Origin of the sequence: Micromonospora sp. NPDC049359 (assembly GCF_044466585.1) — a bacterium.
Taxonomy (GTDB): domain Bacteria; phylum Actinomycetota; class Actinomycetes; order Mycobacteriales; family Micromonosporaceae; genus Micromonospora.
Genome location: NZ_JBITMW010000001.1, coordinates 824,269 through 847,491 on the forward strand (window position 1 = coordinate 824,269; position 23,223 = coordinate 847,491).

The following is a 23,223-nucleotide window of genomic DNA, read 5'->3' on the forward strand; positions in this document are numbered from 1 at the left end:
GGGGGGACCGGGGGGGACCGGGGGGGGTTAGAGGATGGGGGGTGGGGTGTAGGTGGCGGCGTTGGGGTGGGTTTCCACGACCTTGGTGATTCTGCGGGTTACCTGCTCCACCTGGGACTTGGCCGCTCCTACGAAGGCTGTGCGGTCGGCTACCAGGGTGTCGATGTCGGCGCGGGACAGGCCGAGGCGGCCGTCGGCGGCCAGGCGGTCGAAGAGGTCGTTCTCCGGGGCGCCCTTCTCGCGCATGGCCAGCGCCACCGCGACCGCGTGCTCCTTGATCACCTCGTGGGCGACCTCCCGGCCGACGCCCCGCCGGACCGCCGCCACCAGGATCTTGGTGGTCGCCAGGAAGGGCAGGAAGCGCTCCAACTCCCGGTTGATCACCGCCGGGTACGCGCCGAACTCGTCGAGCACGGTGAGGAACGTCTGGAACAGCCCGTCGGCGGCGAAGAACGCGTCCGGCAGAGCGACCCGACGGACCACCGAGCAGGAGACGTCCCCCTCGTTCCACTGGTCGCCGGCCAGTTCGCCGACCATCGACAGGTAACCCCGGATGATGACCGCGAAGCCGTTCACCCGCTCGGACGAACGGGTGTTCATCTTGTGCGGCATCGCGCTGGAACCGACCTGACCCGGCTTGAATCCCTCGGTGACCAGCTCCTGGCCGACCATCAGCCGGATCGTGGTGGCCAGCGACGACGGCGCGGCGGCGGTCTGCGCCAACGCGGCCAGCACGTCGAAGTCCAGCGAGCGCGGGTAGACCTGCCCGACGCTGTCCAGCACCCGCGAGAAGCCCAGGTGCTCGGCGACCCGTCGCTCCAGCTCGGCCACCTTGTCGGCGTCGCCGTCGAAGAGGTCGAGCTGGTCGGCGGCCGTGCCCACCGGGCCCTTGATGCCGCGCAGCGGGTAGCGGGCGATCAGCTCCTCCAGCCGGTCGTACGCGATGAGCAGCTCCTCGGCCGCCGACGCGAAGCGCTTGCCCAGCGTGGTGGCCTGCGCGGCGACGTTGTGCGAGCGGCCGGTCATGACCAGCTCGGAGTGCTCGTACGCGAGCCACGCCAGCCGGGCCAGGGTCGCCACCACCCGGTCCCGGATCAGCTCCAGCGAGGCACGCACCTGAAGCTGCTCGACGTTCTCGGTGAGGTCGCGCGAGGTCATCCCCTTGTGCACGTGCTCGTGCCCGGCCAGCGCGCTGAACTCCTCGATGCGGGCCTTCACGTCGTGCCGGGTGACCCGCTCCCGCTCGGCGATCGACGCGAGGTCGACCTGGTCGAGCACCCGCTCGTACGCCTCGACCACGCCGTCCGGGACCGCCACGCCCAGGTCACGCTGTGTGCGGAGCACGGCGAGCCACAGTCGCCGTTCCATCCGGACCTTCTCCTCGGGCGACCAGAGGGCGACCAACTCGGGCGAGGCGTACCGGTTGGCGAGCACGTTCGGGATCGTCGTCACGTACCTCATTGTCCCGCACCCGCTGACCGGCGCCTGGACCGGGCCGGACCCCGGAGGCGGTCAGGATCGGGTGAGCTCGTAGACGGTCACCGGGCCGGCGACCAGCCGGATCTGGGCCAGCCGGGCCAGCTCCGGCGACACCGCACCGGCCCTGCTGTCGGCGAAGAGCCAACGGACCCCGTACTCCGTCCGGAGCCGATCCAGGTCGGCCAGGGTCGGCGCACTGAACACCCCGTCGTTGAGCGCGAGCAACTCGTGATCGGGAAAGCTCTGCCGGGCGTACCCCAGGTTGTCGACGCCGTGCGCGGCCACCACCGCGTCGGTGTAGCCCCAGCTCTCCACCACCGTGCGGTGCCCGCCCAGCCCGGTCACCCAGAACGCCCGGGCGTCGCAGTGCGGGGTGGTCCGCACCGGCCGGCAGTGGACGTTGGTGGCGACCACGTCATCGTCGGCGGCGTTGTCGTCAAGCCACAGCGCCGCGCGCATCTCGGCGGCGGTCAGCGAGTACGGCTGCGGTCCGGTGGCCGGCGGCCCCGGCTCGGTCAGCACCGAGCGAACCGTCCCGCCCAGCACGACGGCGGCGCTGGCACCGAGCAGCGCCGCGGTGACCCCGGCCACGGCGATCGTCACCGTTCGCCGACGACCTGCTCCCGCATTTGCCGGCGCCGAAACGTGACGCCCCCACAGGGCCGACACTGCGACGGCGAGCGCGGCGGCAACCGCCACGAACAGCACGTACCGTGCGGCCGAGAGACCCAGGACCCGCAGCCACCCCTCGATCGTCGAGGTGGTGGGGGTGCCGGGCCGGCTGATCCTCGGCACGGCGAAACCCACCACCGTGCCGGCGGTGGCGAGCCCCGCCAACGCGCCGGCCACGGCGGGCACCACCAGCACCGGCCAGGGCGCCCGAGCCGCAGCGAGAGACCAGGTGGTCAGCACGACGCCGATCGGGATGACGCCCATCCAGAAGTAGATCTGACTGATCGACGGGTGCTGGAACACCCAGGTGGTGGCGGCCCCGGCGAGGACCGTGCCGGCGAGCAGCCAGACCGCCGGATCGGCCCGGTGCCCACGCTCGCGGAGCAGGCCCATGCCCACCCACCGTGGCGACTGACCCAGCACCCACCAGCCCACCACCGCGAACGCCAGCAGCCATCCGAGGACACCACCGTCGTTGATGCCCGGTGGCAGCGGTGCGCTCGGCCAGATCCCGTCACCCGGCCCGAGCGTCTCGGCGTACGGGGCGACGAAGTGCAGCAACGCCAACGCCTGCACGCGCAGGGTGGAGGCCCCGCCACCGGCGAACAGCCGGAAACCGAGCGCCATCGCCGCCACCAGGCAGGCCAACGCCACCAGGGCGGGTCGGGGGATCTGCCGCTTGCGCCACCAGAACACCACGGCGGTGAGACCCAGGCCGGCGATCAGCGGCGGCAACGCGCTGGACTTCGCCCCCGCACAGACCAGCCCGAGCGCCGGGACCAGCGGCCAGGCCGGGCCGAGGGAACGCCCCCTGGCCGCGTCGACAACGAGCCCGGCCAGCAGCAACAACGGCACCAGCACGTACGTCTGGGAGGGGCTGGCGTAGGAGAGCGGCATCTCGCCGGACGCACCCACGGGCGAGCCGAGCGTGACCGCCGCACCGGTGAAAGCGGTGAGGGCGGCCACCGGGCCGGCCCAGACCGCTCCACTCAGGTCGCGGGCGAGCCCGGCCGCGAGCACCACCGCCACGCTGACCACCGGTACCAACCAGAGTCGCAGCAGCACCGTCGTCGGCGCGATGCCAGTGATCATGCTGCCGCTGGCGATGTGGGCGTCGGAGAGGTAGTGGTAGCGCAGCGCCTCCCCCGCGACGTGCGGCAACTCGAACGGCATCGCCCGGGTCAACTCCTGCACCAGACCCAGGTGGTAGAGCACGTCCTGGTAGTAGCCGCCGGACACCGGAGGCAGCGGGACCATCCGCCACTGGACGTACCCCCAGGCCAGCACCACCAGCAGCGCCGCGCCCATGCCGTAGTGCCAACCGACCGGCAGCGGACGGCGCTCGCCGACCCGCCAGCGCCGGCGCAGCCTGGGCACGGCGGCGAACGCGACGAGTACGGGTAGCGGCCACCACCGCAGCAGGGTCTGTTGACCGGTCGCCGCTGCCAACGCCCAGGCGACGATCTCCAACAGCAGGCCGGTGGCCGCGCCGAAGCCGAGGTCCTCGGGGAGGTTGCCGCGACCGCCGCGCAGCGCGCGGTGCACCAGGGTTCCGGGCAGCACCAGCGCGAACGCCCAGTACGCGGAGAACGCCGCGAGGTCCGGCACCGGCACGCTGCCCCGTGACCAGACCACGAGCAGCGCGCCGATCACGAGCACCCACGGAAGCGTGCTGAGAATCGGCACGAGAGCATTCCGGTGCGGGGCCGAGGCTGGGGCCGGAGTGTCGACCCGCTCGGCCAGCAGGGCGTCAGCCACGGAGGCGGACAACGTCGTCACCGACACGACCACGTGCATCTGCCTCCGCGCCCGGAACCCCGTCCCGGGAGTCGAACCCGACGTGGAAGGCGGGCCGGTTCTGCACTGTCGCGTAGATCCGGCCGACGTACTCGCCGAGCAGGCCGAGACAGACCAACTGCACCCCACTGAGCAACAGCACCGCGACGAACATCGAGGTCCAGCCGGGGATGGTGGCACCGGAGACGTGCACGACCATGCCGAAGACGATCAGGGCCAGGCAGAGCAGGAAGCTCGACATCCCCATCCAGGTGGCCAGGCGCAAGGGCGCGGCCGAGAAGTTCGCCGTGCTCTCCCAGGCCAGCGCGACCATCCGACGCAGCGGGTACTTGGTCTCCCCGGCGGCCCGCGCCGCGCGGGTGTAGCGCACCTCGGCGCTGGGGAAGCCGAGCGACGGCACCAGCAGCCGGTAGACCGGTGCGCGTTCCGGCAGCCGCCGCAGCACCTCGACGACGTCCCGGCTGAGCAGCCGGAAGTCACCGGCCTGGGCGGGCAGATCGGCGCCCACGATCCGCCGCATCACCCAGTAGTAGGCGCGGGCGGTGTTGCGCTTGAAGATGGTGTCGGTGCTGCGGTCCGCCCGGACGCCGTAGACCACGTCCACAGCGTCCGTCCGGGCCACCCGCAGCATCTCGGCGATGGCCTCGGGCGGGTCCTGCAGGTCGGCGTCGAGACTGACGATCCACCGGCCGACGGCCCGGTGCAGGCCCGCCGTCAACGCCGCCTGGTGACCGCTGTTGCGCCGGAGCCGGAGCACCCGCAACTGCGGCCAGTTCCGGCCGTGGTCGAAGAGCACCGACACGGTGTTGTCGGCGCTGCCGTCGTCGACGGCGACCACCTCGTAGTCGACGCCGAGCGCGTCGAGCACCGGCCGCAGTCGGGCCACCAGGGCCGGGATGACAGCGGTCTCGTTGAACATCGGGATGACCACCGACAGGGTGGTCGTCCCGGGGACGACGGACTCCATGGAGATACGGCCCCGTTCCGCACGCAGGAGTGATCAGCGCTGCGTCGAAGACGCGGCAGCGATCACCGTCGCGTGGTAAACCCACCGCCTGCGGACGGCCCGCTGAACAGTCCGTTAACGCCTGCTGGCGGTCACCCCGGTAAGGGACGATCGAGCGCTCAACGCTCCAAAATGGCGGTCACGCCTTGGCCGCCGGCCGCGCAGATGGAGATCAGCCCGCGTCCGCTGCCCTTCTCGGCGAGCAGTTTGGCCAGCGTGGCGACGATCCGCCCACCCGTCGCGGCGAACGGGTGCCCGGCGGCCAGCGACGAACCGTTGACGTTGAGCCGGTCGCTGTCGATCGCGCCCAGCGGGGCGTCCAGGCCGAGCCGGTCCTTGCAGAACTCCGGCGACTCCCAGGCGGCGAGGGTCGCCAGCACCTGCGAGGCGAACGCCTCGTGGATCTCGTAGTAGTCGAAGTCCTGCAACGTGAGCCCGGCGCGGGCCAGCATCCGGGGCACCGCGTACGCGGGGGCCATCAGCAGCCCTTCGTCGCCGTGTACGAAGTCGACGGCCGTCGTCTCCGACCAGCTGAACCAGGCCAGCACCGGCAGGTTGTGCGCGGCAGCCCACTCCTCGCTGGCCAGCAGCACGGTGGACGCGCCGTCGGTGAGCGGCGAGGAGTTGCCGGCGGTCATGGTGGCCTGCTCGGCGTCCGGGCCGCGGGTGCCGAAGACCGGCTTGAGGGCGCCGAGCTTCTCCACGCTCGTGTCCGGGCGGAGATTCTGGTCGCGGGTCAGGCCCAGGTACGGCGTCATCAGGTCGTCGAAGAAGCCCTTGTCGTACGCGGCGGCGAGCCGCTGGTGCGAGCGCAGTGCCAGCTCGTCCTGGGAGCGCCGGTCGATCTGCCAGCGCAGCGCGGTCTGGGCGGCGTGGTCACCCATGGACAGGCCGGTGCGCGGTTCGGCGTTGCGGGGGATGTCCGGCTTGAACGGCTGGAGCGGGCGCAGCTTCGCGGCGATCTTCAGCCGCTGGCCGACCGTGCGGGCGGAGTTGAGTTTGAGCAGCGTACGACGCATGTCCTCGTTGACCGCGAGCGGCGCGTCGGAGGTGGTGTCGACACCGCCGGCGATGCCCACGTCGAGCTGACCGAGGGCGATCTTGTTGGCGACGAGGATCGCGGCCTCCAGGCCGGTGCCGCAGGCCTGCTGGATGTCGTACGCCGGGGTGTGCGGGTCGAGCCGGGATCCGAGGACGACCTCGCGGGTGAGGTTGAAGTCGCGGGAGTGCTTGAGCACCGCCCCGGTGACCACCTCGCCGACCCGCTGCCCGGCCAGCCCGTACCGGGCGATCAGACCGTCGAGCGCCGCGCCGAGCAGGTCGGCGTTGGACGCGTCGGCGTAGCGGGAGTTGGAACGGGCGAAGGGGATGCGGTTGCCCCCGATGACCGCGACCCTCCGGATGCTCTGCACGATCCGCCTCCTCGCGAGTGTTGCTCGAACCTTACTCGCCAGTAGGCTACGCCCATGACCGACAGGTACGCGAGCTTCGTCCAATCGGCCGCCGGCCGCACGCTGGTGAAGCGTCTCGGGCTGCCCGATCCGCCGCGACTGCGCCGGCACCAGCCCGGCGACCCGCTGCTGCCCGGCCCGGCGCTGCTCGGCGCGGCCGACGGCGGCCGACTCGCCGAGCCGGTCCGGACGATCCTGACCGCCGCCGGGGTCGAGCTGCGCGACGGCGGCACGGCCGAGGGGCAGGACCGCTTCGGCGCTCTCGGGTACGACGCGACCGGCATCACCGACTCGACGCAACTGCGCCAGCTCTACGACTTCTTCCACCCGCACGCCCGCACCCTGCTGCCCAGCGGCCGGGTGATCGTGCTCGGCACCCCGCCCGGTGAGTGCCCGACCCCGCGCGAGGCGACCGCCCAGCGGGCCCTGGAAGGGCTGGTCCGCAGCATCGGCAAGGAGTTCGGCCGGGGCACCACGGCCCAGCTCGTCCAGGTGGCTCGGGACGGTGATGCCACCAGCCTCGAAGCGACCCTCCGGTTCCTGCTGTCCGGCCGGTCCGCGTACGTCTCGGGGCAGGTCGTCCGGGTCGGCACCGGCACGGCGACCGCCCCGGACGACTGGAACCGTCCGCTGGACGGGCAGGTCGTGCTGGTCACCGGGGCCGCCCGGGGAATCGGCGCGGCCCTGGCCGGGGTCCTCGCCCGCGACGGCGCCCAGGTGGTCGCGCTGGACATCCCGGCGGCCGGGGACGCCCTCGCGGCGGTCGCGAACGACATCGGCGGTACGGCGGTCCAGCTCGACCTGACCGCCCCGGACGCGCCGACCCGGCTCGCCGACCACCTGGCCACCCGGCACGGGCGCGTCGACGCGGTGGTGCACAACGCGGGCATCACCCGCGACAAGACGCTCGGCCGGATGGACGCCGACCGGTGGGACCAGGTCATCGACGTCAACCTGTCCAGTCAGGAGCGGATCAACGACGTACTGCTGGAACGGGAGTTGATCCCGGCCGGCGGGCGGATCATCGGGGTGTCCTCGATCGCCGGGATCGCCGGCAACCGGGGTCAGACCAACTACGCCACCAGCAAGGCCGGCGTGATCGGCCTGGTCGACTCTCTCGCCCCGGCCCTGCGCGACCGGGGGATCAGCGTCAACGCCGTGGCGCCCGGCTTCATCGAGACCCGGCTGACCGCCCGCATCCCGCTGGTCGTCCGCGAGGCGGGCCGACGGATGAACAGCCTGGCCCAGGGCGGGCTGCCGGTGGACGTGGCCGAGACGATCGGCTGGTTGGCCTGGCCGGCGAGCGGCGCGATCAGCGGCAACGTGGTCCGGGTCTGCGGCCAGAGTCTGCTGGGGGCGTGATGGGCCGCAAGAGAGAGCCGGACGACCTGTCGGTCCACGAGCTGATCGAGGGCCCGACCGAGATCCTGTCGCGGGAGACCCTGGACGCGATCCGCCGGCCGGAGTCCACCGACGCCGACCCGAGCGTCGAGCAGACACACGACCTGAGCGCGTCGGCAACCGAGGTGACCACCGACCTGGGCGGCCACGGGCCGGCCGGCACGGGTGGCCGCGAGCTCGTCGAGCTGGCCCGGATGCCGGCCGCCGGGGCGCTCTACCGGCGGGCTGCGCTCGGCGCGCTGCCGGGCCTGGGCCGGGGGCGGAAGAGCAACGACCTGCCGGCGGTCGAGCTCGCCGTTCGCGGCGTGCGGGTCGACCGGGCCCACCTGGCCGACTACGACCGGGTGTGCGGGTTCCGGCTCACCGACCGGCTGCCCGGGACGTACCCGCACATCCTGGGCTTTCCGCTGGCCCTGCGGCTGATGACCACGCCCGGCTTCCCCATCGCGCTGACCGGCGTGGTGCACGTCGGCAACCGGATCACCATCCATCGCCCGATCACCGCCGACGAGACCCTCGACTTCACCACGTACGCCCAGGACCTGCGCCCGCACGACCGGGGGCGGCAGGTGGACGTGGTGCTGGTCGGCTCGGTCGACGGGGAGGAGGTCTGGCGCGGCGTCTCGACGTACCTGGGCCGCGAGCGCACACCCGGCGGCCGCGAGCGGGGCGAACGTCCGACACCGCCCACGGCCACCGCCCGGTGGCGGGTCGAGCCCCGGGTGGGCACCGAGTACGCGCGCGTCTCCGGGGACCACAACCCGATCCACACCTCCCGGCTCGGCGCGCGACTGTTCGGCTTCCGCCAACCGATCGCGCACGGCATGTGGAGCAAGGCGCGATGCCTGGCCGCGCTCGAGACGCGGCTGCCGGACGCCTACACCGTCGAGGTGGCCTTCAAGCTGCCCGTACCGCTGCCGAGCACGGTGAACTTCGCCCTCCTGCCGGACGACGGGTTCGCCCTGCACGACTCCGGCGGCCGGCCGCACCTGGTGGGTCTCGTGCGCTGACGCGCCCCTGCCGATCCAAGGGGTTGGCAGGGGCGCACGTCTGCGCTAAGTTGTTCTCACAGCGAGATGTTCTCAGATTGAGAGAGACATGGTTGACGAGCAGGACTTCCTGGCCGCGTACGACCCCCGGGACTACCCGGCGGTCGCCGTGACCGTCGACGTGGTGGCGCTGACCATCCGGGACGGCGAACTGCACCTGCTGCTCATCCGGCGCGGCCAGGCGCCCTTCGCGGGGCACTGGGCGCTGCCCGGCGGGTTCGTCCGCCCCGAGGAGGACCTGACCGCCGGCGCGCGACGGGAGCTGGCCGAGGAGACCGGGCTCGGCGGCGAGGAGCTGCGCCGCGTACACCTGGAGCAGTTGGGCAGTTACGGCGCTCCCGACCGTGACCCGCGGATGCGGGTCGTCTCGATCGCCCACCTCGCGTTCGCCCCCGACCTGCCGGACGCCGCCGCCGGCTCGGACGCCGACGAGGCGATCTGGCTGCCGGTCACGGCGCTGACCAGCCGGCAGCTCGCCTTCGACCACGGCCGGATCATCGACGACGCGCTGGAGCGGGCCCGGTCCAAGCTGGAGTACACCCCGCTGGCCACGCGTTTTCTCACCGCCGAGTTCACGATCAGCGAGCTGCGGGCCGTCTACGAGACGGTCTGGGGTCACCCGCTGCACGCCGGCAACTTCCACCGCAAGGTGCTCTCCGTGCCGGGCTTCGTGGAGAGCACCGGCGCGAGCACCGAGCGCGGCGGTGCCCGGGGCGGCCCCCGCGCCCGGCTCTACCGGGCCGGCGACGCCCGGCTGCTGCACCCGGCGCTGCTGCGACCGGCCCGCGAGGAGACGGTGCGATGAGGACCGCCGAGGCCATCGACCTGGTCACGGCCGCCCGCACCGACGCCGAGCTGTTCGGCGCCGACCAGCCGGCCCGCCGCTACCGCGAGCTGGTCGCGGCCCTGCACCCCGACCGGCTGCCGACAGACCCGGGGGTACGCGCCGACGCCCTCGACGCGTTCGTCCACGTCACGACCCGGTGGCAGGCCCGGCGGACCACCGTCCTCGGCGACTACCGGCTCGGCACGCCGGCGCACTCGGGCGACCTGGCCGACCTGTACGACGTCGGCGACGACCGGCTGCTCAAGCTCCCCCGACGCCCCACCGACAACGACCTGATGGCGCGGGAGGCACACGCGCTGCACACCATCGCCGAGCGCGGCGACCCGCGCTACCTGCCGTACGTACCCCGGCTCGTCGACGAATTCGCGCACCGCGACCCCGCGACCGGCGCGGAACGGCGGATCACCGTGCTCGCCACCGCGCCCGGCCTGCACGACCTCGACGCGGTGCGGCGCGCGTACCCCGACGGGTTGGACGCCCGGGACGTGGCCTGGATGTGGCGGCGACTGCTGGTGGTGCTCGGCCTGGCCCACCGGGCGGGCGTGGTGCACGGCGCGGTGCTGCCGCGACACGTGCTGATCGAGCCGGACGCCCACGGCGTGGTGCTCGTCGACTGGTGCTTCTCGGCCCCGGCCGGTGCCAGGGTCCCGGCGCTCGTGCCGGACCACGAGGACTGGTACCCGCAGGAGGTGCTGCGCAGGCAGCCCTGCGGTCCGGGCACCGACCTCGCGATGGCCAGCGCGTGCATGAGCTGGCTGATGGGGCCGCGCGCACCCCGTGAGCTAAACGCCTTCGCGCAGGGCTGCCGGCAGACCTCCCTGCGCGGCCGGCCCGACGACGCCTGGGGCCTGCTGCGCGAACTCGACCAGGTGCTGGACCGGCTCTACGGGCCACGCACCTTCCGACCCTTCACCCTCTAAAGGAGCTGTCATGGGCAGTGGAACCTGGTCCACCGACGTGTACGACGCCGCCGACCGCTACCGGCGCTCCACCGGCCGCAGCGCGTTCTCCTACAGCGACAGCGGGGCACGGACCGTGCACCCCGCGCTCGACCCCCGCGACGCGACCCGGGAGAGCCGCGACTCCGCCGAACACCCCCGCTCGACGCCCGTCGCGGTGCTCTTCGACGTGACCGGCTCGATGCGCATGGTGCCGCGGGTTTTGCAGACCAAGCTGCCGCAACTGCTCGGGCTCCTGCAACGGCAGGGCTACGCCAGCGACCCGCAGATCATGTTCGGCGCGATCGGCGACGCCACCTGCGACCGGGTGCCCCTGCAGGTGGGCCAGTTCGAGTCGGACAACCGGATGGACGACGACCTCGGCCGGATCGTCCTCGAAGGTGGTGGCGGCGGGCAGATGAGCGAGTCGTACGAGCTGGCCCTGTACTTCATGGCCCGGCACACCGCCACCGACAACTGGGAGAAGCGCGGCCGGCGCGGCTACCTGTTCGTCATCGGCGACGAACTGGCGTACCAGCGGGTCAAGGCGCGGGAGGTGGCCGGCCTGATCGGTGACAACCTGGGCGAGGACGTGGCGCTGCGCCAGATCGTCGACGAGGTGACCCGGCGGTGGGACACCTACTACCTGCTCCCCGCCGGCAGCAGCCACGCCGGCAACACGAAGGTGCTCGACTTCTGGCGGGACCTGCTCGGGCAGAACGCCGTCGTGCTCGACGACCTGGACGCGGTCTGCGAGACCATCGCGGTCACCATCGGCCTCGGCGAGCAGGCCATCGACCTGGACGAGGGCCTGCGCCACCTGGACCGCGCCGGCTCCGGCGCCACCGGCACGGTGTCCAAGGCGCTGGCCCGCCTCGGCCGGGGTCGGCGGGCCGAGGTGTCGACGCTGCCGGCGTTCCACGACACCACCGGCGGGGTGACCCGGCTGTGAATCACGTGGCGGTGGTCGACCTCGGCTTCGGCGACGCCGGCAAGGGCACGGTCGTGGACTGGCTCTGCGCCACCCGCCCGGTGCACACGGTGGTCCGCTTCAACGGGGGCGCGCAGGCGGCGCACAACGTCGTCCTGCGCGACGGGCGGCACCACACGTTCGCGCAGTTCGGCGCCGGCACGTTCCACCCCGGCGTCGGGACGCACCTCTCCCGGCACGTGGTGGTGGATCCGCTGGCCCTGGCCGCCGAGGCCGACCATCTCGCCACGGTCGGGGTGGCCGACGCGCTGGACCGGCTGACCGTCGACTCCGAGGCGCTGCTCGCCACCCCGTACCACCGGGCCGCCAACCGGGCCCGGGAAATCGCCCGGGGCGCCGACCGGCACGGCTCCTGCGGGCTGGGGGTGGGCGAGACCGTCGCGTACGGCCTCGCCCACCCCGAGGACGCGCCCCGGGTCGGCGACTGCCGGCGTCCTGCCCTGCTGCGCCGCCGGTTGACGGTTCTGCGGGACCGGCTGACCGCCGAACTCGGCCCGCTGGACGCGCCGCCGGTGCAGGACTGCCTGCCCGCGTACACCGGGTTCGCCGGCCGGGTCGCCATCGTCGACCGGACCTGGCTCGCCGGGGCGCTGCGCTCGGGGACCTGCGTCTTCGAGGGCGCGCAGGGGGTGCTGCTCGACGAGTGGCACGGCTTCCACCCGTACACGACGTGGAGCACCACCACGTTCACCAACGTCGACCGGCTGCTCGCCGAGGCGGGACAGGCCGGCGAGCTGACCCGGATCGGCGTGCTGCGGACCGTCACCACCCGGCACGGTCCCGGCCCGCTGGTGACCGAGGACCCGACGCTGCCCTTCGTCGACGGACACAACCCGACGAACCCGTGGCAGGGCCGGTTCCGGTTCGGCCACTTCGACGCCGTCGCCCACCGGTACGCCCTCGCGGCGGCCGGCGGGGTCGACGGCCTGGCGCTGACCCATCTCGACCTCGCCGGTCCCGACCTGCGGATCTGCCGTCGTTACGACACCGGCGACCGGCTCATCCCCGGCCCGCCCGGCGACCTGGACCGGCAGGCCGCGCTCACCGACCGCCTGCTGCGCTCCCGCCCGGTGTACGACGACGCTCCGGCCGACTGGGCCGAGGCGGTGGGCGCGGAGTTGGCCACACCGGTGGTGCTGACCTCGCACGGGCCCACCGCCGACGACAAGATCCCGTGCGGTCCGCTGCTCGCCCCGCCGGCCCTGGTCGGCTCGGTCTCAACGTAGCGGCGCGTCGGCGTCCGGCGGGTGCGGGTCGCTGGGCTGGTCGAGCACGCTCACCGAACGCTCGAAGAACGTCTCCAGCACGACCATGGCCTGGGTGCCGGTGACGCCGTCGACCCCGAAGATGCGGCGCAGCGCCGCTTGCAGGTCTTCGGTCGTCGCGGTACGGATCTTCACCAGCAGTGATGCCGCGCCGGCGATGATGTGCGCTTCCTGGATCTCGGGAATAGCCGCAAGCGCGTCGCGGGTCCGGGCGTCGCCCATCCAGGAGTCGGCACTGACCATCACGAACGCCGACACGCCACGGCCGACGAGCGCCGGGGAGACGTCGACGGTGGTCCGGCGGATCACGCCGCGTTCGCGCAGTTTGCGTACGCGGTCATGGGCGGAGCCGGCGGACAGTCCCACCGCCTTGGCCAGTGCCGCATAGGACTGGGTGGCGTCGCGCTGCAGCTGCGCCAGCAGCGCGCGGTCGATGTCATCTACCACCGAGGCATCTCCGTTGAACGAAATTCGGTTGACCGGCGCGCCTACCATACCAGGTATGGTTTCCACGTGCCTTTGCCGAATGGTGCTCCGGCGCAAGGGGAGGGATGGCGATGACCGACACTGTTCCCACTGAATTCCGCCTGCTGGATGAGCGGTTCCGTGGCTGCGACGGCGACTTTGTCGTCGAACTGCTACACAGCGGCGCACGCAAGACTGAGGGGCCGGCGTATTTTCCGGCAGGCCGCTACCTGGTGTGGAGCGACATCCCCAACGACCGGATGCTGCGCTGGGATGAGACCACCGGCGCTGTCGGCGTCTTCCGCCACGGCTCGGGCTACGCCAACGGCAACACCGTGGACCGCCAGGGTCGGCTTGTCACGTGCGAGCAGGGCAATCGGCGGGTCACCCGCACCGAGCACGACGGCACGATCACCGTGCTGGCCGACGGCTTCCAGGGCAAGCGGCTCAACAGCCCCAACGACGTCGTCGTCCGCGCCGACGGCACGATCTGGTTCACCGACCCGAGTTACGGCATCCACAACGACTATGAGGGCAACAGAGGCGACAACGAGTTCGACGGTGCCTGTTATGTGTTCCGCCTGGACCCTGCGACGGGCGACATGCGCGTCGTCGCGAATGACTTCAGCCGCCCCAACGGCCTGGCGTTCTCGGCCGACGAACAGCAGCTCTACGTGGTGGACACCCGACAGGACCCGAGTCACATCCGCGTCTTCGACGTCACCGCCGATGGCAGCCTCAGCGGTGGGAAGATCTTCGCTGAGTGCGACTTCGGCCGTTTCGACGGCATTCGTCTCGACGACGCTGGGCGGGTGTGGGCGGGGGCCTGGGACGGTGTGCACTGCTTCGATCCCGACGGAACCCTGATCGGCAAGCTGCTGCTACCCGAACCGGTAGCCAACCTCGCCTTCGGTGGGCCGAAACGCAACCACCTGTTCATCACCGCCGGAACCTCGGTGTACTCGCTGCGAGTCACCTTCAACGGCGCCCACTACCCTCCGCCCAGCAGCGAGAAGCAGTGAGCGAGGCCATGCCCCCGAGGTGCGGGAGTTCGTCGCCCGCGCCAAGGGGGTGATCGGATGACCATTCGGCGCAATGTCGGCGAAGCGCCACCGACCGCCGCCGAGCCATCAAACATGGGGGCATGGACGCCCTGCTCGACCTCCTCCGTGGGACGGTCACCTCGCCATGGGTGTACCTGGTGATCTTCGGCCTCACCGCGGTCGACGCGTTCTTCCCTGCGGTGCCCGGCGAGGCCGCCGTGATCACCGCCGGGGTGCTGTCCGCCAGCGGCGGTCACCCCAGCCTCACCCTCGTGATCGTCAGCGCCGGCGTGGGCGCGCTGGTCGGCGACCACATCTCGTACGCCATCGGGCGCGGCGGTGGCGCGAGCCGGCTGGCCCGGCTGCCCGACGGCAGCCGCCGGCGAGCCAGCTCCGACTGGGCCCGCCGCGCGGTGGACCGCCGGGGCGGGATGATCCTGACCACCAGCCGGTACGTCCCGGGTGGCCGGACCGCCGTCACCCTCACCATGGGCGCGGTGGGCTACTCCCGCCGCGCGTTCCTGCTCTACGACAGCATCGGGGCGTTCACCTGGGCCGTGTACTGCGGCCTGCTCGGATACTTCGGCGGGCTGGCCTTCGAACGCGACCCGGTGAAGGGCGTACTGGTCGGGGTGGGAGTCTCCCTCGTCATCACCTTCGGCCTGGAGGGGATCCGGTGGCTACGCCGCCAGGCACACCGGCGCGCGGCCTCCCGCCGGTGATCGCCGCCCGGCCACCGGGGCACGTCACAGCAGGTCGGCGTCGTGCACCAGGATCGCCAACCGCACCCGATTGCCCACGTGCAGTTTCGCCAGCGCCCGGCTGACATGCGCCTTCACGGTGGCCTCGCTCATCGTCAGCCGCCTGGCGATCTCGGCGTTGCCGTGCCCGCGTGCCACCTCCCGCACGATCTCCAGCTCCCGTCCGGTGAGCGCGGCGAGCCGTTCGCGAGCCGCGTCCCGACGGGCCGGACCTCGCTCGGCGAACGAGCTGATCAGCCGCCGGGTCACCGTCGGGGCCAGCATCGCGTGGCCGGCGGCCACCGTACGGACGGCGGCGGCCAACTCGTGGGGCGGAGTGTCCTTGAGCAGGAAGCCGACCGCACCGGCACGCAGCGCCCCGTGCACGTACTCGTCGAGGTCGAAGGTGGTCAGCATGATCACCCTCGGGCCGGCGGCGACCAACTCCGGCGCGACGGTCAGCCCGTCGACGCCCGGCATCCGCACGTCGAGCAGCACCACGTCGGGGCGCAACCGGTGGGCCTGCTCCAGCGCGCCGGCGCCGTTCGCCGCCTCGCCGACCACGGTGATGTCCTTCGCCGCCTCGAGGATGAGCCGTAGCCCGGCGCGGACGAGCTGCTCGTCGTCGACGACCAGCACCCGGATCACGCCACACCCGCCAACGGGAGCAGGGCCCGGACCAGGAAACCGCCGTCGACGGACGTCGCGTCCAGCCGGCCGCCGAGCAGTTCCACCCGCTCCCGCAGCCCGAGCAGCCCTTGCCCGGCACCGGGCAGCTCCGGCCCGGCCACGGACGGACCGTTGCGCACGACGACCTCCAGCCCGTCGGGGAGGAAGCGCAGGCGAACGACCGTTTCGGCGTCGGCCGCGTGCTTGCGCACGTTGGTCAACGCCTCGCGGACGACCCGGTACGCGGTGCGCCCCAACGTCGCGGGCAGTGCGGTCGGCGCGCCCTCGTCCTCCCGGGACACCCGCAGACCGGCGGCACGGGACTCCCCGATCAGCTCGTCCAGCGCGTCGAGCCCCCGCTCCGGCAACACCGCCGCCTCGGCCTGGCGGAGCACACCCAGCACCTCACGCAGGTCGGTGAGCGCCGCCCGGCCGGTCGTCCTGATGAGCGCGGCGGTCTCGACGGTCGCCGGGTTCGCGGCGGTCACCTCCAGGGCCCCGGCGTGCACGACCATGAGCGAGACCCGGTGCGCCACCACGTCGTGCATCTCCCGCGCGATCCGGGTCCGCTCCTCGGCGCGGACCCGGTCGGCGTGGGCCTCCTGCTCGCGCTCCAGCCGTTCGGCCCGGTCCCGCAGCGCGGCGAGAGTGTCCCGACGCGCGCGGATCCAGAGGCCGAAGAGCAACGGAAGCCCGACCAGGCAGACGGCGAGCAGCAGCACGTTGCCGGTGGTCGCGGTAGTGATCCGGCGTACGCCACCCACCTGCTGCCCGACCACGACCCCACCGCCGAGCACCACGGCGACGCCGACGAGGTAGCCGGCAAGTTGGCGGCCCCGCAGCCGCACCCCCGCCTGGTACGAGGCGACCACCCCGGCCGCCGCGGCGGCGAGCACCAGCCAACCAACCGCCGCGACCAGGAACAACGGCCAGCGACGGGTACCCACGGCAGCGCTGGCCCAGCCGGAGGCGACGGCGAGGACCAGCGTGACGACGCCCGGCAGCGGCGAGCGGACCCCGAGGTCACCGGCCGCGCTGGCCCACACCGCTGCCCCGACAACGACCGCGAGCAGCAGCGAGGCGTACCGCTGGAAGGCTCGCCGGACGGCGACGGTGGTGGATGCCACGCAGCGAGCGTAGGGCTTGGTGGACGGGCCGGCCCGCCTCGCGGCACAGGACGGGGGTGTGGTGGGGGAACACCCTGAGCCGTCGTCCGGGCCGACAGCTACCTAAGTAGTGTCGCCCGCCTGACCACTGGCCGATGGCGGGGGCCGCCCCGGACAGCAGCATCAGGATCATGGATCTGCTCGACCTGCTGCACGACACGATGTCCTCGCCCTGGGTGTACCTGGCCCTCTTCGCCATCGCCGTGCTCGACGGCTTCTTTCCGGTGGTGCCGAGCGAGACGGCGGTGATCACGGCCGGGGTGTTCGCCGCCTCGGGAACGCCGTACCTGCCCGCGGTCATCGTGGTGGCCGCCGCCGGGGCGCTCGTCGGCGACCACGTCTCGTACGCCATCGGGCGGGGCGGCGGAGCGCGACTGCTGGGCCGGCTGCCGGCCGACGGCCGACGCTCAAGGGCCATCGACCGGGCCCGTCGGGGAATCGCGACGCGCGGTGGTCTGATCCTCACCGTGGCCCGCTACGTGCCGGGCGGCCGGACCGCGGTCACCCTCACCATGGGTGCGGTGCGGTTCCCCCGGCGACGTTTTCTGGCCTTCGACGCGCTCGCCGCCGGCTCGTGGGGGCTCTACTCGGCGCTGGTCGGCTACGTCGGCGGGCTGGCGTTCGAGCAGGACCCTCTTCGCGGTCTCCTGCTCGGTCTGGGCCTCGCCCTGACGGTGACGGTGGTCGTCGAGGTGGCCCGCTGGCTGCGCAACCACCGCCGTGCGACGCCGGACACCGAGGCTTTCTCCGCCGAGGCCGTCAGTCGACCGGCGGACGCCAGGTGACGCCGTGCAGAAGCTGGGCGGCGCCGAGCCAGGCCACGTTCATCATCCGGGTGGCAGTCTTCTCCGGGTCGGCCTCCGGGTGGTCGGCGAGCCAGTCGGCCAGCGACTCGGTCGCGCCGACCAGGGCGTACGCGACGACCTCCAGGTCGGTGGGCGCGATCTCGCGACCCTCCTCGCGCAGCGCGTGGTCGAGCATCCCGGCGACCACCTCGACCAGCCGGGCGCGCATGGTGGCCAGTTCACCGGCGAACGGCTGCTCGCCGCGGGCCTGCCGGTAGAGCACCGCCCAGCCGTCGCGGTGCGCGCCCACGAAGCCGAAGAACGCCTTGAGTCCACGCCACAGCCGCTCGTCGGCCGGCAGGTCGGGGGCGGCGGCACCGGCGATGGCCTGCATCATCCGGGTCCCTTCCCGGTGCAGGCAGGCGACGAAGAGCTCCTCCTTGGTGCCGAGGTACGCGTACACCATGGGTTTGGAGATGCCGGCGTCCTCCGCGATCTCGTCCATGCTGGCGGCGTGGAAGCCGCGCCGGGAGAAGACCTTCACGGCCGCGTCGAGCATCTGTTGCTCGCGTACGGCGCGCGGGAGGCGCTTGAACGCGGGAGGCGTGGACACCTTGCGAGCATACCTACTCGTGCGTAGGGTTACGCACGAGTAGCCAAATCTTCCGGAAGGCGCGTCTCATGACTGACTTCGACCCGGCCAACTTCGCCAACGTCGGGCCCAAGGAGTTCGCCCAGCTGGTCAAGTCCACCCCGGACGACAAGATCGCCCAGGTGATGGCCGGCGAGCTGCGCGGCAAGGTCCTCGGTGAGGTGTTCGGCCGGATGCCGTCGCTGTTCCGCGCGGACCGGGCCGGCTCCACCAACGCGGTCATCCACTGGATCATCACCGGTCGCCCCGACGGCGGCAGCGACACCTACGAGGTGGCCATCGCCGACGGCAAGTGCGAGGTGAACGAGACCCCGCAGCACGACCCGAAGCTGAGCCTCACCATGGGCCCGGTCGAGTTCCTGAAGATCGTCTCCGGCGGCGCCAACCCGGTCATGATGTTCATGACCGGCAAGCTGAAGGCCAAGGGCGACCTCGGCCTCGCCGCCAACATCGCCAACCTGTTCGACATCCCCAAGGCCTGACATGGCCGAGTTCTCGCTCGACCTGAACGAGGAACAGCGGGATCTACGCGACTGGGTGCACGGCTTCGCCGCCGAGGTCGTGCGCCCGGCCGCCGCCGAGTGGGACGAACGCGAGGACACCCCGTGGCCGGTGATCCAGGAGGCCGCCAAGGTCGGCCTCTACGGCTTCGAGTTCCTCGCCACCTGCTGGGCCGACCCGACCGGGCTGTCCCTGCCCATCGCCAGCGAGGAACTCTTCTGGGGTGACGCCGGCATCGGCCTGAGCATCTTCGGCACCTCCCTCGCCGTCGCCGCCATCTACGGCACCGGCACCCCGGACCAGATGGTCGAGTGGGTGCCCCAGTGCTTCGGCGACGTCGACTCGCCCGCCGTCGCCGCGTTCTGCAGCAGCGAACCCGAGGCCGGTTCCGACGTCAGCGCGATGCGCACCCGCGCCGTCTACGACGAGGCCACCGACGAGTGGGTGCTCACCGGCCAGAAGGCGTACGCCACCAACGGCGGCATCGCCGGAGTGCACGTGGTCACCGCCTCCGTGGATCCCACACTCGGCTCGCGCGGTCAGGCGGCGTTCGTCGTACCGCCGGGCACCCCCGGCCTGGCCGCGACCCGCAAGCTGCGCAAGCTCGGCCTGCGCGCGTCGCACACCGCCGACGTCTTCCTCGACGAGGTACGCGTGCCCGGCCGCTGCCTGCTCGGCGGCAAGGACGCCCTGGACGAACGCCTGGCACGAGCCCGGTCCGGGCAACGCGCCAGCGGGCAGGCCGCGATGCGTACCTTCGAACTGTCCCGACCCACCGTGGGCGCGCAGGCACTCGGCGTGGCGCGGGCCGCCTACGAGTACGCCCTGGACTACGCCAAGGACCGGGTCCAGTTCGGACGGCCGATCATCGAGAACCAGGCGGTCGCGTTCACGCTGGCCGACATGCGCATGGAGATCGACGCCGCGCGACTGCTGGTCTGGCGGGCCTCCTGGATGGGCCGCAACAACCGCCCGTTCACCGCGGGCGAGGGCTCGATGTCCAAGCTCAAGGCCGGCGAGGTCGCGGTGTCCGTCACCGAGAAGGCGGTACAACTGCTCGGCGGCGCCGGATTCCTGCGCGACCACCCGGTCGAGCGCTGGTACCGCGACGCCAAGATCTACACCATCTTCGAGGGCACCTCCGAAATCCAGCGGCTGGTCATCTCCCGGGCGATTTCCGGACACCGCATCTGAGCTGGAGAAACTCTCTTACAGCCAGCCTTGCCAGGGCTCCCTTCGAGGGGAAAAGCTCCCCCTCCAAGGGGCCTCCCCAGGATTTCCCCAGAACTCGCGCAGGTCCATCGCGTCCAACGTGGCTCACTTCTGGTCGCCCGGCCTCCCAGCAATGACCAGCAACGTTCAACGCCGTCCGACGCCAGGCGGAGATCTTCCGCCGTGCGACCCCGCGTCCACAGGTCGACGATGCCCAACTTGCTACGCAGCGTCATGGAGCTTGGGCCTCATCGCGTCACTCAACCGGCGGCGGTACCCAGCTGACACATCGTGTCGATGCGGCTTCAGCTCTCCCGGCGAAGACCCCGAGCTATTCTGGCGCCGGTCCGAAACGGCGACGGCACCAAGAAGTGTGATCGCTCGCTAAGCCTGGCGGCTCCCACGCAGATGCCGCCGCCAGAGAAACTGCACCACCTACGGATGTTTAGGTTTTCTTCAACCACGGACCTTGACAACTGAAGCAGGCCGCCTCCGGCGATGACGCGACGCCTCCACAGCTCGGAACCATAAGCGATCACGACACAAGCGCGAGGTTCCGAACCAAGAGACCAGGGCAGAAACGACATAACAAACAAAGATCACCTCCGAAGGCATCCATGTCGGCCTATTCTTGCAGGCCGCAAAGGGTTTCACCGGCCGGGTGCGGCCGGTCTCCGTTGCAGCGAGGCGTTCGTCGAGGCGTCCCAGCTCGTAGATGTCGGTGTTTCACCGGCCGGGTGCGGCCGGTGTCCGTTGCAGCTTCCGCAACGCCGCAACCCCCAACCTGATCATCAAATGTTTCACCGGCCGGGTGCGGCCGGTCTCCGTTGCAGCTTCCGCAACGCCGCAACCCCCAACCTGATCATCAAATGTTTCACCGGCCGGGTGCGGCCGGTCTCCGTTGCAGCCCGAACTGCATGTCGCCCAGGGCCACGACGAACCCGGTTTCACCGGCCGGGTACGGCCGGTCTCCGTTGCAGCCGGCAGCCCCGCGACGCCGACTACGACAAGGCGGCGGGTTTCGCCGGCCGGGTACGGCCGGCGTCCGTTGCAGCTGCTTGGCGTTGGTCATCCCGGCGGCCGCCCCGTTGGCGTGTTTCACCGGCCGGGTGCGGCCGGTCTCCGTTGCAGCCGGATGCCGCAGCAGGGCCGCAACATGGTCATCGCGTAGTTTCACCGGCCGGGTACGGCCCGGTCTCCGTTGCAGCACCGCGTAGCGGCGGCCCGCGAGCACCATGCACCGCGAGTTTCACCGGCCGGGTACGGCCGGTCTCCGTTGCAGTGACCTCGACGACTACATGCGCGCCGACCCCGCGACCCGTTTCACTGGCCGGGCACGGCCGGTCTCCGTTGCAGCTGGCGGTTCCTGCTCGCGACCCGCTACGACGCAAGTTTCACCGGCCGGGCACGGCCGGTCTCCGTTGCAGCGAGATCGCCCGGTTCGCCGACGGCTCCCCCGGCAACGTTTCACCGGCCGGGTACGGCCGGTGTCCGTTGCAGCTACGCGGTTAAGAACCGAGGCTCCGGCCCGTCGGTGGTTTCACCGGCCGGGTACGGCCGGTCTCCGTTGCAGCACCGCGGTCTTGGGGATGACCGCCCCGTAGAGGTCCCAGTTTCACCGGCCGGGTGCGGCCGGTCTCCGTTGCAGCGTTCGCAGCGCCGTCACGTCCGCGCGCAACGCGTCGGTTTCACCGGCCGGGTGCGGCCGGTCTCCGTTGCAGCACGTCTTCGGTGTCCTCGTTGTCCGGCTTGGGCAGGTTTCACCGGCCGGGTGCGGCCGGTCTCCGTTGCAGCCACGCGTCGCGCCACCTGGCGGTCAGCAGTGCGGATGGTTCCACCGGGCGGGCGCGGCCGGTCTCCGTTGCAGCACGCTCATGGGCGACAGGTCGGGGGCCCACGACTCCGTTTCACCGGCCGGGTGCGGCCGGTCTCCGTTGCAGCCGGATGACGCCGGTCTCCTACTGGGAGCCGACCGCCCAGTTTCACCGGCCGGGTGCGGCCGGTCTCCGTTGCAGCACCAAGCCCACGCTCGACATCATCGGCGCGGCCCCGTTTCACCGGCCGGGTGCGGCCGGTCTCCGTTGCAGCTCCACGAGGTTGCCGTGGGTGTCTGAGATGACGATGCCGTTTCACCGGCCGGGTGCGGCTGGTCTCCGTTGCAGCTCTGCCCTGGAGGGCGCGCGGAAAATCACCTCCACGCGGGTTTCACCGGCCGGGTACGGCCGGTCTCCGTTGCAGCGTGACCGCCTGGGTGATGCCGGCCACGGCCGCCTGCGTTTCACCGGCCGGGGGGGCCGGTCTCCGTTGCAGCCCGAACTGCATGTCGCCTAGGGCCACGACGAACCCGGTTTCACCGGCCGGGTACGGCCGGTCTCCGTTGCAGCAAGGAGCTGGGCTGGGTCACTGAGGATGGCGTCAGTGTGTTTCACCGGCCGGTGCGGCCGGTCTCCGTTGCAGCAGGAAGTAGCGGCGGGAGTCCGCGACCGCCTTGCGAGGGTTTCACCGAACGGGTGGGCCGGCCTCCGTTGCAGCCTGTGGGGTGCCACCCGCGAAGGCCACGAGTTCAACGTTCCACCGGCCGATTAAGGCCGGTCTCCGTTGCAGCGCCGCCGACCACCCGACCTACTGGCCAACGCCCTGCGTTTCACCGGCTGGGTACGGCCGGTCTCCGTTGCAGCTTCCACCGGGCGGTTTCGCGAGTGTCGTGCAGCCCAGGTTCCACCGGCCGGGTACGGCTGGGGCGCCGCCAGGTGGTGGAGTGCAATGCAGTCCGGCGCATTGGACGCTGCGGCGCCTCCGCCGCGGTAGGGGATCCCAGGCAGATGCCGCCGCCAGAACACTGCACCGCCCATGGATGTTTAGGTTTTCTTCAACCACGGACCTTGACAACTGAAGCAGGCCGCCTCCGGCGATGGCGCGACGCCTCCACAGCTCGGAACCATAAGCGATCACGCCACAAGCGCGAGGTTCCGAACCAAAAACCGAGGCAGAAACGACATAACAAATAAAGATCACCTCTGAAGGCATCCATGTCGGCCTATTTTTGCAGGCCGCGGAGGGTTTCACCGGCCGGGTGCGGCCGGTCTCCGTTGCA

General features: G+C 71.7%; 19 protein-coding genes and 2 CRISPR repeat arrays (1 of these 21 only partly in view). Of the genes, 11 read left to right on the forward strand and 8 right to left on the reverse strand.

Going from position 1 to position 23,223, the window contains the following annotated elements:
• Positions 1-27: 27 nt before the first annotated feature.
• The 4 genes from purB to ACIBTX_RS03875 form a co-directional block, all read right to left on the reverse strand.
• Complete coding sequence (gene purB, locus ACIBTX_RS03860; RefSeq protein ID WP_396832014.1) at positions 28-1,452, reverse strand: adenylosuccinate lyase; 1,425 nt, start codon at positions 1,450-1,452, stop codon at positions 28-30.
• Positions 1,453-1,512: 60 nt separating this feature from the next.
• Positions 1,513-3,948 carry a hypothetical protein gene (locus ACIBTX_RS03865; RefSeq protein WP_396832015.1) on the reverse strand — a complete coding sequence of 812 codons (2,436 nt, stop codon included), beginning with the start codon at positions 3,946-3,948 and terminating at the stop codon, positions 1,513-1,515.
• Positions 3,902-4,915 (reverse strand): glycosyltransferase family 2 protein, encoded by a 1,014-nt coding sequence (locus ACIBTX_RS03870; RefSeq protein WP_357395041.1) that lies wholly within the window; start codon positions 4,913-4,915, stop codon positions 3,902-3,904. The genes ACIBTX_RS03865 and ACIBTX_RS03870 overlap by 47 nt, the downstream gene beginning before the upstream one ends.
• A 158-nt stretch (positions 4,916-5,073) precedes the next feature.
• Entirely contained in the window at positions 5,074-6,366 is a 1,293-nt protein-coding gene (locus tag ACIBTX_RS03875) for an acetyl-CoA C-acetyltransferase (protein WP_396832016.1), read from the reverse strand.
• A gap of 54 nt (positions 6,367-6,420) precedes the next feature.
• Between ACIBTX_RS03875 and ACIBTX_RS03880 the strand changes: the two genes are divergently transcribed.
• From ACIBTX_RS03880 to ACIBTX_RS03905, 6 genes are all read left to right on the forward strand, one after another.
• A complete protein-coding gene (locus ACIBTX_RS03880) occupies positions 6,421-7,767 on the forward strand; it encodes a 3-oxoacyl-ACP reductase (protein ID WP_357171668.1) in 1,347 nt (448 codons plus the stop codon).
• A complete protein-coding gene (locus ACIBTX_RS03885; protein ID WP_396832017.1) occupies positions 7,767-8,816 on the forward strand; it encodes a MaoC/PaaZ C-terminal domain-containing protein in 1,050 nt (349 codons plus the stop codon). The genes ACIBTX_RS03880 and ACIBTX_RS03885 overlap by 1 nt, the downstream gene beginning before the upstream one ends.
• Positions 8,817-8,904: 88 nt before the next feature.
• Positions 8,905-9,660: an NUDIX domain-containing protein gene (locus ACIBTX_RS03890; RefSeq protein ID WP_396832018.1), complete on the forward strand. Its 756-nt coding sequence runs from the start codon at positions 8,905-8,907 to the stop codon at positions 9,658-9,660.
• Positions 9,657-10,622, forward strand: coding sequence for a serine/threonine protein kinase (locus ACIBTX_RS03895; protein WP_357395039.1), 966 nt, complete (start codon positions 9,657-9,659; stop codon positions 10,620-10,622). Before ACIBTX_RS03890 ends, ACIBTX_RS03895 begins: the two co-directional genes overlap by 4 nt.
• A 10-nt stretch (positions 10,623-10,632) precedes the next feature.
• The gene (locus tag ACIBTX_RS03900; RefSeq protein WP_357171672.1) at positions 10,633-11,592 is read left to right on the forward strand and encodes a hypothetical protein; all 960 of its coding nucleotides are present in this window, start codon (positions 10,633-10,635) and stop codon (positions 11,590-11,592) included.
• Positions 11,589-12,857: an adenylosuccinate synthetase gene (locus tag ACIBTX_RS03905; RefSeq protein WP_396832019.1), complete on the forward strand. Its 1,269-nt coding sequence runs from the start codon at positions 11,589-11,591 to the stop codon at positions 12,855-12,857. The genes ACIBTX_RS03900 and ACIBTX_RS03905 overlap by 4 nt, the downstream gene beginning before the upstream one ends.
• Here ACIBTX_RS03905 and ACIBTX_RS03910 read toward each other — a convergent pair.
• Positions 12,849-13,343, reverse strand: coding sequence for an Lrp/AsnC family transcriptional regulator (locus ACIBTX_RS03910; RefSeq protein WP_396832133.1), 495 nt, complete (start codon positions 13,341-13,343; stop codon positions 12,849-12,851). The two genes, ACIBTX_RS03905 and ACIBTX_RS03910, sit on opposite strands and share 9 nt — an antisense overlap.
• A 110-nt stretch (positions 13,344-13,453) precedes the next feature.
• Here ACIBTX_RS03910 and ACIBTX_RS03915 point away from each other — a divergent pair, with 110 nt between their 5' ends.
• Both ACIBTX_RS03915 and ACIBTX_RS03920 read left to right on the forward strand, forming a co-directional pair.
• Entirely contained in the window at positions 13,454-14,383 is a 930-nt protein-coding gene (locus ACIBTX_RS03915) for an SMP-30/gluconolactonase/LRE family protein (RefSeq protein ID WP_357132276.1), read from the forward strand.
• A gap of 122 nt (positions 14,384-14,505) precedes the next feature.
• A complete protein-coding gene (locus ACIBTX_RS03920) occupies positions 14,506-15,126 on the forward strand; it encodes a DedA family protein (RefSeq protein ID WP_355048429.1) in 621 nt (206 codons plus the stop codon).
• 24 nt (positions 15,127-15,150) lie between these two features.
• Here ACIBTX_RS03920 and ACIBTX_RS03925 read toward each other — a convergent pair whose 3' ends face one another.
• Together ACIBTX_RS03925 and ACIBTX_RS03930 are read right to left on the reverse strand one after the other, a co-directional pair.
• A complete protein-coding gene (locus ACIBTX_RS03925; protein WP_357132182.1) occupies positions 15,151-15,792 on the reverse strand; it encodes a response regulator transcription factor in 642 nt (213 codons plus the stop codon).
• Complete coding sequence (locus ACIBTX_RS03930; protein WP_357395036.1) at positions 15,789-16,940, reverse strand: histidine kinase; 1,152 nt, start codon at positions 16,938-16,940, stop codon at positions 15,789-15,791. Before ACIBTX_RS03930 ends, ACIBTX_RS03925 begins: the two co-directional genes overlap by 4 nt.
• Before the next feature lie 170 nt (positions 16,941-17,110).
• On the opposite strand from ACIBTX_RS03930, the gene ACIBTX_RS03935 reads away from it, so the two are divergent.
• Complete coding sequence (locus tag ACIBTX_RS03935; RefSeq protein WP_396832020.1) at positions 17,111-17,764, forward strand: DedA family protein; 654 nt, start codon at positions 17,111-17,113, stop codon at positions 17,762-17,764.
• Here the strand turns inward: ACIBTX_RS03935 and ACIBTX_RS03940 are convergent.
• Complete coding sequence (locus ACIBTX_RS03940) at positions 17,739-18,377, reverse strand: TetR/AcrR family transcriptional regulator (protein ID WP_355048432.1); 639 nt, start codon at positions 18,375-18,377, stop codon at positions 17,739-17,741. The genes ACIBTX_RS03935 and ACIBTX_RS03940 overlap by 26 nt on opposite strands.
• A 68-nt stretch (positions 18,378-18,445) precedes the next feature.
• On the opposite strand from ACIBTX_RS03940, the gene ACIBTX_RS03945 reads away from it, so the two are divergent.
• Positions 18,446-18,898 (forward strand): SCP2 sterol-binding domain-containing protein, encoded by a 453-nt coding sequence (locus ACIBTX_RS03945; RefSeq protein WP_355048433.1) that lies wholly within the window; start codon positions 18,446-18,448, stop codon positions 18,896-18,898.
• Between the two features lies 1 nt (position 18,899).
• Positions 18,900-20,111 (forward strand): acyl-CoA dehydrogenase family protein, encoded by a 1,212-nt coding sequence (locus tag ACIBTX_RS03950; protein WP_357132190.1) that lies wholly within the window; start codon positions 18,900-18,902, stop codon positions 20,109-20,111.
• A 664-nt stretch (positions 20,112-20,775) separates the two neighbouring features.
• A CRISPR array of direct repeats spans positions 20,776-22,807; the repeat unit is 19 nt; unit sequence GGCCGGTCTCCGTTGCAGC.
• A 381-nt stretch (positions 22,808-23,188) separates the two neighbouring features.
• Positions 23,189-23,223: direct repeats of the CRISPR family, unit length 19 nt (it continues 568 nt past the right edge of the window).